At 71.9% G+C, this 12230-nt stretch carries 12 protein-coding genes; 8 read left to right on the top strand and 4 right to left on the bottom strand.

Going from position 1 to position 12230, the window contains the following annotated elements; genetic code table 11:
* Positions 1 to 131: 131 nt before the first annotated feature.
* Positions 132 to 1019, top strand: a complete 888-nt coding sequence (locus BJY16_RS18705) for an oxygenase MpaB family protein (protein ID WP_185040690.1) — start codon at positions 132 to 134, stop codon at positions 1017 to 1019.
* A gap of 84 nt (positions 1020 to 1103) precedes the next feature.
* On the opposite strand, the gene BJY16_RS18700 is transcribed toward BJY16_RS18705, so the two are convergent.
* Both BJY16_RS18700 and BJY16_RS18695 read right to left on the bottom strand, forming a co-directional pair.
* Entirely contained in the window at positions 1104 to 2879 is a 1776-nt protein-coding gene (locus tag BJY16_RS18700) for an AMP-dependent synthetase/ligase (RefSeq protein ID WP_185040688.1), read from the bottom strand.
* Positions 2831 to 3676 carry an oxygenase MpaB family protein gene (locus BJY16_RS18695; protein ID WP_185040687.1) on the bottom strand — a complete coding sequence of 282 codons (846 nt, stop codon included), beginning with the start codon at positions 3674 to 3676 and terminating at the stop codon, positions 2831 to 2833. The genes BJY16_RS18700 and BJY16_RS18695 overlap by 49 nt, the downstream gene beginning before the upstream one ends.
* 120 nt (positions 3677 to 3796) lie before the next feature.
* On the opposite strand from BJY16_RS18695, the gene BJY16_RS18690 reads away from it, so the two are divergent.
* The 5 genes from BJY16_RS18690 to BJY16_RS18670 all read left to right on the top strand — a co-directional run bounded on the left by BJY16_RS18690 (position 3797) and on the right by BJY16_RS18670 (position 7544).
* Positions 3797 to 4354, top strand: coding sequence for a PadR family transcriptional regulator (locus BJY16_RS18690; protein ID WP_185040686.1), 558 nt, complete (start codon positions 3797 to 3799; stop codon positions 4352 to 4354).
* Positions 4355 to 4357: 3 nt separating this feature from the next.
* On the top strand, positions 4358 to 6031 hold the full coding sequence (locus BJY16_RS18685) for an acyl-CoA dehydrogenase family protein (protein WP_185040685.1): 1674 nt from the start codon (positions 4358 to 4360) through the stop codon (positions 6029 to 6031).
* 89 nt (positions 6032 to 6120) lie between these two features.
* Entirely contained in the window at positions 6121 to 6561 is a 441-nt protein-coding gene (locus tag BJY16_RS18680) for an SRPBCC family protein (protein ID WP_185040684.1), read from the top strand.
* Entirely contained in the window at positions 6558 to 6977 is a 420-nt protein-coding gene (locus BJY16_RS18675; protein ID WP_185040683.1) for an EVE domain-containing protein, read from the top strand. The genes BJY16_RS18680 and BJY16_RS18675 overlap by 4 nt, the downstream gene beginning before the upstream one ends.
* A gap of 126 nt (positions 6978 to 7103) precedes the next feature.
* Entirely contained in the window at positions 7104 to 7544 is a 441-nt protein-coding gene (locus BJY16_RS18670) for a MarR family winged helix-turn-helix transcriptional regulator (RefSeq protein WP_185040682.1), read from the top strand.
* A 510-nt stretch (positions 7545 to 8054) separates the two neighbouring features.
* Here BJY16_RS18670 and BJY16_RS18665 read toward each other — a convergent pair.
* The gene (locus BJY16_RS18665) at positions 8055 to 8357 is read right to left on the bottom strand and encodes a MerR family transcriptional regulator (protein ID WP_185046534.1); all 303 of its coding nucleotides are present in this window, start codon (positions 8355 to 8357) and stop codon (positions 8055 to 8057) included.
* A gap of 580 nt (positions 8358 to 8937) precedes the next feature.
* Between BJY16_RS18665 and BJY16_RS18660 the strand changes: the two genes are divergently transcribed.
* Entirely contained in the window at positions 8938 to 9255 is a 318-nt protein-coding gene (locus BJY16_RS18660; RefSeq protein ID WP_185040681.1) for a hypothetical protein, read from the top strand.
* 34 nt (positions 9256 to 9289) lie between these two features.
* On the opposite strand, the gene BJY16_RS18655 is transcribed toward BJY16_RS18660, so the two are convergent.
* Positions 9290 to 11494 carry a molybdopterin oxidoreductase family protein gene (locus BJY16_RS18655; protein WP_185040680.1) on the bottom strand — a complete coding sequence of 735 codons (2205 nt, stop codon included), beginning with the start codon at positions 11492 to 11494 and terminating at the stop codon, positions 9290 to 9292.
* A gap of 160 nt (positions 11495 to 11654) precedes the next feature.
* Between BJY16_RS18655 and BJY16_RS18650 the strand changes: the two genes are divergently transcribed.
* The gene (locus BJY16_RS18650) at positions 11655 to 12227 is read left to right on the top strand and encodes a D-alanyl-D-alanine carboxypeptidase family protein (protein WP_185040679.1); all 573 of its coding nucleotides are present in this window, start codon (positions 11655 to 11657) and stop codon (positions 12225 to 12227) included.
* The last annotated feature ends 3 nt before the right edge of the window (positions 12228 to 12230 follow it).

The raw sequence follows: 12230 nt of genomic DNA, 5'->3' as shown, positions 1-12230 counted from the left end.
CCACTGCCGTCCCCGATGCTCAGGTCGCGAAGGTGCTCGGCAAGCGGGCCGGCGCCGCGGTGGAGTGCCGCGCCGCCGGCAGCGCCTTGATCGACTATCCGAACCGTCCGGGCCAAGGAGATGATCGACCGATGCCGCGCCGTCGTTGGGAGCTCAGGGACCGGATCGCCGGTCTGGACCCGGAACGCGACCACCTGGAGATCTATCAGCTGTCCGCGGGCCGCGAGTTCCCCTGGGACTACACCCGCGCGCTGGAGTTCGCGCTGTTCCGCACCTACTGCGTGCCGAGCATCTCCCGGCTGCTGGCGGCCACCGGCGAGTTCCGCGACCGGCCGCAGAAACGCTACGACGACACGTCGCTGCTGATGGCCGAGATCGCCGCGCACGGCTACGACTCGCCGCGCGGCCGGGAAGCGCTCAAGCTGGTCAACCGGGCGCACGGCCGCTTCGCGATCAGCAACGACGACATGCTGTACGTGCTGTCCACGTTCATCTACGACCCGATCGACTGGCTCGACCGGTACGGCTGGCGCCCGCCGCACGAGAACGAGCGGCTCGCCGCCTTCCACTACTACCGCGAGGTCGGCCGCCGGATGGGCATCCGCGAGATCCCGGCCGGGTACGCCGAGTTCCGGGCCTTCAAGCAGCGCTACGAGCGCGAGCGGTTCGTCTGGTCGGAGACCAACCAGAGGATCGGCGAGTACACGGTCGGCCTGTTCGCCGCGTGGTTCCCGGCCGTCCTCCGCCCGGCGGTCCGGCTCGCCGTCCGCGGCATGCTGGACGAGCCGATGCTGCGCGCGTTCGGCTTCCGGCCCGCACCCCGCTGGGTCGGCGCCACCGGCGACCTGGGCTTGCGTGCCCGCGCCCGGGTGCTCCGCTTCTTCCCGCCCCGCCGCGACTCGGTCCTCGGCGTCTCGCCGCGCAACCGCACCTACCCCGGTTACCCCGGCGGCCGCCGCCCGTCCGACCTGGGCGCCGACGCCCCGGCCGCCGGCTTCCCCGCCGAGCACCCGCGTTGACCACGCGGAGTCCGGCTGGCTTCCACGGGTCCCACACCGTCCTCGAGGGACCCGTGGAAGCCAGCCGGGGCCGCAACCGGCCGCCTACCCCGCGTAGAGCGCGTCGATGGCGTCGGCGTAGCGGTCCTGGACGACGCGGCGGCGCAGTTTCAGGGTCGGGGTCAATTCGCCGGTCTCCGGGGTCCAGCCGGTCGGCAGGACGTGGAAGCGTTTCACCTGCTCGGGGCGGGACAGCCGGTCGTTGGCCGCACGGACCGCGGCGGTGATCTCGGCGAGCAGGGCCGGGTCGGTGGCGAGGGCCTCCAGGGTCGCCGCGGTGATGCCCTGCCGGGCCGCCCAGGCCGGGACGGTCTCCTCGTCCAGCACGATCAGCGCCGTGACGTACGGCCGGCGGTCGCCGATCGCGACCGCCTGGGCGATCAGCGGGTGGGCGCGCAGCAGGTTCTCGATCTGGGCCGGGGCGATGTTCTTCCCGGCCGAGTTGATGATCAGTTCCTTCTTCCGGTCGGTGATGGTCAGGAAGCCGTCGGCGTCCAGCGTGCCGACGTCCCCGGTGGCCAGCCAGCCGTCCGCGTCGGTGACCGGCTCGACGCCGCCGTCCGGCCGCAGGTAGCCGGCGCAGACCAGCGGCCCGCGGACCAGGATCTCGCCGTCCTCGGCCAGCTTGAGTTCCATGCCCGGGTTGACCCGGCCGACCGAGCCGGTCCGGAAGCTGCCCGGGGTGTTGAGCGTGGCGGTCCCGGTGGTCTCGGTCATCCCCCAGACCTCGAGCACGTCGATGCCGATGCCGGCCAGGTAGAGCAGCACCTCGACCGGGATCGGGGCGGCCCCGCTGCCCGGCCAGACCACGTTGTCCAGACCGAGCCTGGCGCGCAGCGGCCGCAGCACCCGGGTGTCCACCAGGTCCAGCCGGGTGGCCAGCTCGGGCGGCAGCGGCTGCCCGGCCTCGCGCAGCTTGTAGGCCTGCAACGCCACCTCGCGGGCGGTGTCGACGGCGTTGCGGACCGCCGGGTCGGCCGCGGCGAGCTGGGCCTGGATGCCGGCCACGAACTTCTCCCAGATCCGCGGCACCCCGAAGAACGAGATCGGCCGGACCGCGATCAGCCCGGCCAGCAGCTGTGCCGGGTCCGGGCAGATGGTGACGTGCCCGGCCCGGTAGATCGCGTTGTAGACGCCGAGCATCCGTTCCGCGATGTGCGCGAGCGGCAGGTAGGCCAGCGACGGCGCGTGGTCCGGTGTCTCCACCGTCGCCTCCAGCACCACCGACTGGTAGATCACGTTGTGGTGGGTGAGCACCACGCCCTTCGGGTCGCCGGTGGTGCCCGAGGTGTAGAGCAGGGTGACCGGCTGGTCCGGCTGGACGGCCCGCCAGGTCTTCTCGAAGGTCTCCGGGTCGGCCGGCTGCGCGGCCAGCCGGGGCAGGTCCCGGTCCAGCAGCAGGACGTGCTCCACGTGCTCCGGCAGCGGTTCCCACTTGGCCAGGTCGGCCTCGTCCTCCAGAACCAGGATCCGGGCGCCGCTGTGCTGGGCCAGATAGTTGAGCTGGGCCGGCGCGAGGGTGGCGTAGACGGTGGACGGGATCGCCCCGAGGTGCACCGCGGCCAGGTCGACCAGCCAGTGCTCGACCCGGCTGGACATCATGATCAGCATCCGGTCGCCGGCGCCGAGGCCGAGTTCGGCCAGGCCGCGGGCGGTGGCGGCGACCCGGTCGCGCAGTTCGCGCCAGGTCAGCGTGCCGGGCGCCCCGAGCGTGCTGAGCGCCGGCAGGTCGCCGAACTCGGTGGCGTTGCGGTGCAGCAGAGCGGGAACGGTCAGGCCCCGGGCGGTGTCGGCGCACCGCTGGGCGAGCGAGGAGTCCATCGAGGTTGTCTCCTTCCAGCCATTCGCTGTCGAAGATCGCGCAGGTAGTGGTCCTTGAGCCCGTGCCGCAGACGCACCGGCAGGCGGGGATAGACGGCCGAGGTGACGGACAGGGCGCGGTCGAGCCGCCGCTGCTGTCGCGCCGACCAGGTGAAGCCGTAACCGGCCCGGATCGGCGCGGGCAGCAGCCCGACGGTGACGAACCGGTGGAGCGGGATGCCGGGACGCAGCGCGACCGGCAGGTTCCGCGGGCGGAGCAGGGCGGTGGCGATCTCCCGGGCCGGCGCACCGACCGGGAGCGTCCGGATCATCTGGTCCCAGTAGCGCCCGAAGGCGTCCCGGTCGGCCGGCCAGGCGTCCTCGGGACAGCCGATCGAGGTGGCCAGGACGCTGTACTGCTGGTAGCAGACGTCCAGGTCGGCCGGCGGCAGCGGCCCGAAGAGGCGCTGGTGGAGCAGGGTCGCGGTGTCGAACAGCGTGGCGTTGACCCACACCTGCAGGCCGGGGTCGCCGGCGTCGTACCCGGGGCCGACCACCCGGCGGTGCAGGGTGGTGACCGCCCGGCTGACCGCGAGGGCCTCGGCCCGGGTGCCGAACAGGACCGCGTAGACGTAGCTCAACGTGGTCCGCAGCCGGTCCAGCGGGCGCTCGGCGAAGTCACTGTGCTCATACACCCCCTGGGCGACGGCGGGGTGCGCGATCTGCAACAGGGTCGCCCGGCCGCCGCCGGCCAGGAGCAGACTCTCGCCCGCCACCCGGCGGACCACCGCGTCGGCGGGAAAGAGACCGTCCTCCATGTCCGCACAGTAATCCGCACCGGCGCGGGTTTCCATGAGTGGCGCCGCCCCCGCCCGGTCGCGGTCGGGCCGGGCGGCACCCCGCTTGCTATGCAACGAATTGCATAGCAGGATGCGGGCATGGCGCTGGAGCACGCGATCCTGGTCTCCCTGCTGGAGCAGCCCGGATCCGGATATGAGCTGGCCCGCCGGTTCGAGCGGTCCATCGGCCGGTTCTGGACCGCCACCCACCAGCAGATCTACCGGGTGCTGAAGCGGATGGAGGCGGACGGCTGGGTCACCGCGGTCGAGGTCGGCCAGGAGGGCAAGCCGGACAAGCGGACCTTCTCGGTCTCCGCGGCCGGGCGGGCGGAGCTGACCGGGTGGCTGCACGAGCCGGTGCAGCCCGAGGCGGTGCGGCACGATCTCGCGGTCAAGGTGCGCGGCGCCGCCTTCGACGACCCGGCCGGGCGGGCCACGCTGATCGACGAGGTGGTCCGGTATCGCGCGGAGCACGAAGAGCTGCTGGCCCGCTACCTGGCCGGCGAGAAACGCGACTTCCCCGATGTTTCGTCATTGAGCGCCGGTGACCGGTTGCAGCACGTCGTGCTGCGCGGCGGCATCGCCTACGAGCGGATGCTGCTCGACTGGCTGGACGAGGTCCTCACCACGCTCCGTCATCTCCGAGAGGAATCCTGAACAGTGCTGTTCAACCCGAACACGTCCGACTTCGATCAGTTCGACCCGGAGACCCGGCGGCTGCTGCGGGCCACCGTCGACTTCTTCGAGGAGCGCGGCAAGAAGGCGCTGATCGAGCGGTACATCAACCGCTCCTGGTACGACGACTTCCTCGCCTTCTCCGCCAAGGAGGGGCTGTTCGCGACGTTCCTGACGCCGTCCTCCGACGGCTCCGGGGCCAAGCGGTGGGACACCGCCCGCAACGCCGCGCTCAGCGAGATCCTCGGGTTCTACGGCCTCGACTACTGGTACGTCTGGCAGGTCACCGTGCTCGGGCTCGGCCCGGTCTGGCAGAGCGCCAACCAAGCAGCTCGTGCGCAGGCCGCCGAGCTGCTCGACGACGGTCACGTGATGGCGTTCGGCCTGTCCGAGCGCAGCCACGGGGCGGACATCTACTCGACGGACATGGTCCTGACGCCCACCGACTCTGGATATGTCGCCAACGGCACGAAGTACTACATCGGCAACGGAAATGTCGCCGGGCTGGTGTCGGTGTTCGGCAAGACCACGGACGGCTACGTCTTCTTCAAGGCCGACAGCCGCCACCCGGCCTACCACCTGATCAAGAACGTCGTGAACAAGCAGATGTACGTCAGCACGTTCGAGCTGCGCGACTACCCGGTGCGTGAGGAGGACGTCCTGCACACCGGGCAGGCCGCCTTCGACGCCGCGCTGAACACGGTCAACATCGGCAAGTTCAATCTGTGCACCGCCGCGATCGGCATCTGCGAGCACGCCATGTACGAGGCGGTCACCCACGCGCACCGCCGGATCCTCTACGGCAAGCCGGTCACCGACTTCCCGCACGTGCGGCGGGAGCTGGCCGACGCGTACGTCCGGCTGGTCGCGATGAAGTTGTTCAGCGACCGGGCCGTCGACTACTTCCGCTCGGCCGGCCCGGACGACCGGCGCTACCTGCTCTTCAACCCGATGACCAAGATGAAGGTGACCACCGAGGGCGAGCGGGTCATCGACCTGATGTGGGACGTGATCGCGGCCAAGGGCTTCGAGGCGGACACCTACTTCGACAAGGCCGCGATGGACATCCGCGGCCTGCCGAAACTCGAGGGCACGGTGCACGTCAACCTGGCGCTGATCCTCAAGTTCATGCCGAACTACCTGCACCATCCGGCCGCGTTCGACGAGGTGCCGACCCGGACCGACGCCTCGGACGACGAGTTCCTGTTCCGGCAGGGGCCGGCCCGCGGGCTCGGCGCGATCCGCTTCCACGACTGGCGGATCGCCTACGACCGGTTCGCCGACCTGCCGAACGTGGCCGAGTTCCGCCAGCAGGCCGACGCGCTGTGCGAGCTGGACGTCGCCAAGGAGCAGCACGCCGACCTGGACTTCCTGCTCTCGGTCGGGCAGCTGTTCGCGCTGGTCGTCTACGGCCAGCTGATCCTGGAGCAGGCCGAGCTGACCGGCCTGGACCGGCACCTGCTCGACGAGATCTTCGCGGTGCTGGTCCGCGACTTCTCGGCGCACGCGACCGACCTGCACGGCAAGACCGCGACCACCGCGGAGCAGGCGGCGTGGGCGCTCGCGAACGTGCGCCGGCCGGTCGCCGACGAGGCACGCACCGCGGCGGTCTGGGAGCAGGTTCTGTCCCTGGTGGGCGCCTACGAGATGCGCCCCTGACCGGACGGCTCCCAGCGGTGGCCCGGACCTCGGGAGGTCCGGGCCACCGCCGTCTTGACGGCGAGATAGTAAGCGCGCATACTAATTTCATGAAGACGATCGCCACCGCTCAGCTCACCACCGACGTCCCGGCTCAGGCCTTCTTCGACCGCTGGGCCGACATGGCCACCTGGCCGGAGTGGAACACCGACACCGAGTGGGTCCGGCTCGACGGCCCGTTCGGCACCGGCGCCACCGGCCGGCTGAAGCCGAGAGGCGGCCCGGTCACCCGGTTCGTCGTCACGTCGCTGATCCCGGGCCGCGAGTTCACCGACGTCTCGCTGCTGCTCGGCGCGCGCCTGACCTTCCAGCACCTGGTCACCGAGGAGGACGGGCACACCACCGTCGCGGTCCGGGTCACCATCGCCGGCCCGCTCGCCTTCCTCTGGACCGCCATCCTCGGCAAGGGCATCGCCACCGGGATCGACGGCGACCTCACCCGTCTCGAGGCCGCCGCCCGCGCCGCACACCAGGCCGAGGTGCCGGCATGAACCACTGGCTCGGCGTGGTGTGCCGGGACCACGTCCAGCGGGGCGTCCGGCTCGGGATCGCCCAGCTCGACCACGGCAAGCGCAGCGGGCTGGCCCGCCTGGCACCCGGCGACTGGCTGGTCTACTACTCGCCGCGGACCAGCCTGCGCGACGGCGAGCCGCTGCAGGCGTTCACCGCGCTCGGGGAGGTCCCCGACGGCGAGATCTGGCAGGCCGACGAGGGCGACTTCCACCCGTGGCGGCGCCGGATCGACTACCTTCCGGACGTGATCGAGACACCGGTCCGCTCGCTGCGCCTGGACCTCACTGCCCAGCCCGGCTGGGGCGCCCAGCTGCGCCGCGGCCTGGTCCCCCTCACCGACGGCGACTTCACCCGCATCCGCACCGCCATGCTGGCCGACCGGGCGGCGGCATGAGCCCCGCACCACCGCTTCCGTCGGTCGCCGACCACCGACCGCAGTCCGGACGGGCGGCGGCATGAGCCCCGCACCACCGCTTCGGTCGGTCACCGACCGCCGACCGCAGTCCGGACGGGTGGCGGCATGACCCTGGCAACCGCGCACGAGAGCGCCGACGACAGCCCCGGCCTGCTGCTGTGGCAGGTCACCAACCGCTGGCAGGCCGCCCAGCGGGCCGCGCTGAAGCCGTTCGACATCACCCACGTCCAGTTCGTCCTGCTGGCCACCCTCACCTACCTGCAGGCCTCCGGCCCGGTGACCCAGAAAGCCCTGGCCGGCATGGCCGCCACCGACCCGATGATGACCTCCCAGGTGCTCCGCACCCTGGAGTCCCGCAACCTGGTGCACCGCCCCCCGGATCCGGCAGACCGCCGAGCCCGAGCCGTCGCCGTCACCGAAGCCGGCCGCGACCTGGCCAACCGCGCCGTCGTCGCCGTCGAAGCCTGTGACGCCGCCTTCTTCGCGGACCTCGGGGGCGCGCTGCCCGGTTTCGTCACCGCCCTGCGCACCCTCCGCCGAAGCTGACGACCGCTGACCCGCCAGCCCTGACCACCACTCGCGGAGTCCTCGCTGACTCCGCCGGTCACTCGTGGCAACCGCCGCCGGGTCCTCGGCGCGTCATCCACATCAGCGCGTTGTCCACAGTCCGGCCTCGCAAGATCCCGCTTCCGCGTCACACTGTCTTCGGGCGGCTCCCCCAAGGGTGGGCGGGGACCGGGAGCGCGGGCACCGGAGAACGCGGGCACCGGAGAACGCGGGCACCGGAGAACGCGGGCACCGGGCAGCGGGAGCCCCGTCACGACCCGAGCCCGGCCCTCGCCACGGACGGCGCGGTTCGGCGCGGGCCGGCGAGGTCCGGCCAAGGACGAGGTCGGACAGGCTCGCGGGGCGCCAGGACGGTGGCGGGCCCGAGACCGCGAGGCCGGGCAGGACAGTCGGCGGGCGGGAGACCACGGTACCGGGCCGGACAGCGGCGGGCCGGAGACGACGAACGGTCCCTCGCGGGGTGGCGAAGGACCGTAAGCGGGAAGGCGATCAGGCCGTCTCCGACGACCGGTCGCGTTGCAGTTTGCGGTTTTCTTCCAGGGCTGCCTCGAGCTGATCCTCGAGGCTGATGATCCGGCAGGCCGCCTCCAGAGCCGTGCCCTGGTCCACCATCTCGCGTGCCCGCGCCGCCAGCCGCAGCTGGTGGCGGGAGTACCGGCGGTGACCACCGGCCGACCGGAACGGGGTGATCAGTTTTTCCTCGTCGAGCCGGCGCAGGAAGTCCTGCGAGGCGCCGACGATCTCGGCGGCGCGGCCCATCGTGTAGGCGGGGTAGTCGTCGTCTCCGAACATGTCGTCGGGTTGGGCCACTTACACCTCTCCATGACGAGGGCCCCGGCGCAAGCGCCGGGGCCCAGGGTTTACGGGTTGAAACACCATTCACCGGCAGGTTCGCCGGCTTGTCAGATCCGCACCCACTGCCATCGAGGGCCGTAGCTGCGGGGATCGCATATGCGTGACCGGAGACCACCTCTCAATCGAAGGTAACTGCGGTGTCCGCCACCTCGGTGGCGGGCGATCCAACGGTGTCCTGCCCTCCCTTTCCTCTGCTTTACCTTTTCCTGTGCTGCTCGCCGGTGGCGGAGCCCCACGCGACTTCATGGCCCCACACACGTGCGACGAGCGTCCTGCCGCGGGGCGACTGGGGCCCCGAAGTGTGCGGGCCGAGCGAGCCACGAACCTCCGGGCCCTGCTGTAGCTCGGCCTGCATCGTCAGCGTCGTCAACTGATCTCTGCTGTCAACACAAAGAACTCTAATCGACCCGCGCTCGAAAATCTAGCCCATCCGGCCCAGATTATCCGGGTCGAGGGACCCATGTCCGGGACGCACGAGGAAGGTGAGATCCCCGGGAAGGATGGGTACCGGAAGATCATGGGTAGCAGAGAACGGCAGCGCACCGCCGAGACCATGCGGGCCACCGCCGCGGAGCTGGAGGAGACCGAGGCGTGCCTGCACCACCGCGCGGAGTCCATCCCCGACCGGACGGCACGCGCCCGCCTGCACGACGTCGCCACCCAGGTCACCGAGACCGCCACCGACATAGCCCGGCGCGCCGGACGACTGACACCCGCCGGGGAGACGGACCGCACGGCCGCCGGGGAGACGGACCGCACGGCCGCCGGGGAGACGGACCTCGCGACCGCCGGGCAGACCGGGCGCGCCGATCAGCTGCCGCCCGGCCACGAATAGGCACGGGGCACGGGCACCACCCCGTACCGAAAGCTCAAACGGGTTTGACCTCGACCGGAATGCCGTTGAGCACCGCGTTGCCGGAGAGCGGATCGACCACCAGCTCATCGGTCAGCACGTTGGAGTTGACCCCGGGATGGGCCGCCGCGACCGCGAGCCGCACGCCCGGCAGATCGTGCCCCCACCCGTGCGGCAGGCTCACCACCCCGGGCATCACCTGATCGGTCACCTCGACCCGGGCGGACAGCGACCCGGCCCGCGAGGTCACCTCGGCCGACGCCCCGTCGGCCAGGGTGAGCCGGGCCGCGTCGTCCGGGTGGACCTGCAGCGTGCAGCGGTCCCGGCCCTTCACCAGCGCCGGCACGTTGTGCATCCAGCTGTTGTTCGACCGGAGATGCCGGCGCCCGATCAGAACCAGTCCGGGCCGCGGCCGGTCGAGGGCCTCGCGGAGCCGCGCGGTCTCGGCGGCCAGCGGCGGCGTGCACAGCTCGATGGTGCCGCTCGGGGTGCGCAGCACCTCCGGGATCCGCGGTTTCAGCGCGCCCAGGTCGACACCGTGCGGGGCGTCCAGGAGCCGCTGCAGGGAGAGCCCGTCGGGGACCGCGCCGAACCAGTCGCCGTAGGCCCCGGTGCGCAGCGCCACGTCCAGCAGCCGCTCGGCCGGCCCGTCGCCGACCACCTTTTTCCGCAGGTCGTCCGCCTCCTGGCCGAGCACGTCGGCGACTTTCCGGAGGGCGCCGCCGAGCAGCTGCTCGTGCAGATCGCCGGGACGGCCGGTGACGATCTGGATCAGCCTGGCCAGGATGTCGCACTCGTCCAGGGTGTCCGGCTCGGCGGCGAGCACCGGCGGCGAGTAGGCGGCGAAGTTCCGCACCGCGAGCGCCAGGAAGGAGAAGTCGTAGTGCCCCTTCCGGGTCGGGTCCAGCGGCGGCAGGATCACGTCGGCGTGCCGGGTGGTCTCGTTCAGGTAAGGGTCGACGCTGACCATGAACTCCAGGCCGGCCAGCGCGCGGTCCAGGCGGCCGCTGTTCGGGGTGGACAGCACCGGGTTCCCGGCGACGGTGAGCAGCGCCCGGACCTGCCCCTCGCCCGGCGTGTCGATCTCCTCGGCCAGCACCGCGACCGGCAGCTCGCCCTTCACCTCGGGCAGGCCGCGGACCCGGCTGTGCCAGCGGCCGACGGTGAAGCCCTTGCCGCCCGGCTCGGTGTGCTGCCGCAGGTGCGCGGCGAGCGGGAACATCACCCCGCCGGGCCGGTCCAGGTTGCCGGTCAGCACGTTCAGCACGTCGACGAGCCAGCTGGTCAGCGTGCCGAACTCGACCGTGCAGGTGCCGATCCGCCCGTAGACCGCCGCGGTCGGCGCCGCCGCCAGCTCGCGGGCCAGCCCGCGGATCCGCTCCGCGGGAACATCACAGACCGCGGCGACTCTCTCCGGCGGGAAGCCCACGGCCAGCTCACGGACCAGGTCAAGCCCGCTGACGTACGGGATGAGCCGCCCGAGCGCGGTCAGCTCCTCGTCGAACAGGGTGTGCACCATCCCGAAGAGCAGGAACGCGTCGGTCCCCGGCCGGATGAACAGGTGCTCGTCGGCGGCGTCGGCGGTCCGGGTGCGACGCGGGTCGACCACCACGAACCGGCCGCCGCGGGCCTGGATCGCCTTGAGGCGGCCGGGGAAGTCGGCGGCGGTGGCCAGGCTGCCGTTCGACTCCCACGGGTTGGCGCCGAGCATCAGCAGGAAGTCGGTGCGGTCCAGGTCGGGAACCGGAATGGCGAGCGGGCTGCCGAACAGATAGCCGCAGGAGACGTGCTTGGGCATCTGGTCGACGGTGCTGGCGGAGAAGATGGCGCGGGTGCCGAGCGCCTTGAGCAGCGGGGTGAGGTAGAGGCCGCCGGCCATCGTGTGCACGTTCGGGTTGCCCAGGTAGGCGGCGACGGCCTGCGACCCGTGCCGCTCCAGGATCGGCCGGAGCCCGGCCTCCACCGCGGCGAACGCCTCGTCCCAGGAGACCTCCTCGTGCCGCCCGTCCGGTCGCCGCACCAGCGGCCGGCGCAACCGGTCCGGGTCGTCGGCGAGCCGCCCGAAGGTCGCGCCCTTCGGGCAGATGAACCCGTGGCTGAAGACGTGCTCCCGGTCGCCGCGGACCGCGGTGACCTCCTCCCCGGTGACGGTCAGCTCCAGGCCGCAGGCGGCCTCGCAGAGCGGACAGGTGCGGTACGCCGTGCGGGTCACGTCGGCCATGACGTCTCACCAGCCTTCCGAGCTTTGTTACCCATGAGTATCGGAGCCCGCCCGCCCCGTCAACCCGTCCGGCCGGGCTCACCGCGGACCCGAAGCGGATCGTGGATTTCTGAGTATCCGTACTCATGAAGCCGGGGCGGCCAGCCGGGATCTTGAGTACATGCTTGTGCACGACACGGATCGGGGTGCGGTGGAGCCGGTGCGCCGCCGCGACCCGGTGTACGCCGCCGCCACCCGGATGCTCGCCTTCGCGCTCTCGCCGGTCGCCGCCCTGGTCGCCCCCGGGCGGGCCCGGCAGACCGCCTGCCGGTGGGCGCTGGCCGCGCGCTTCCCGGCGGAGAACCTGGACGGGCTGGCCCCGGCCGCCCGGGCGGCGTTCGAGGCGGCCCGCACCCGGGCGCTGTGGCGGCACGGCGAGCTGATCGGCCTCACCTCCGGGCACCGGGACCGGGACACCCAGACCGCGCTGTACCTCGCCGAGGTGCGCCGCTGCGGCTCGGTGGCCGAGGCCCGGCGGTGGGTGTTGCCGCCCGAGGAGTCCCGGCATGTGGCCGGCACGGCGATGGACGTCCGCCCCACCGAAGGGGCCCGGTGGCTGGAGCGACACGGGGCGCTGCACGGCCTCTACCGGGTCTACGACAACGAGTGGTGGCACTTCGAGTACCGCCCGGACGGACGTCCGCCGCGCCTGCCACATCCGGGCGCACACCGGAATCTCTGTCATCAGCGATGATCT

It is taken from the genome of Actinoplanes octamycinicus, assembly GCF_014205225.1.
GTDB classification, from domain to species: domain Bacteria; phylum Actinomycetota; class Actinomycetes; order Mycobacteriales; family Micromonosporaceae; genus Actinoplanes; species Actinoplanes octamycinicus.
Note: the sequence above shows the minus strand (reverse complement) of the source record. Positions and strands in the feature narration are given on the sequence as shown.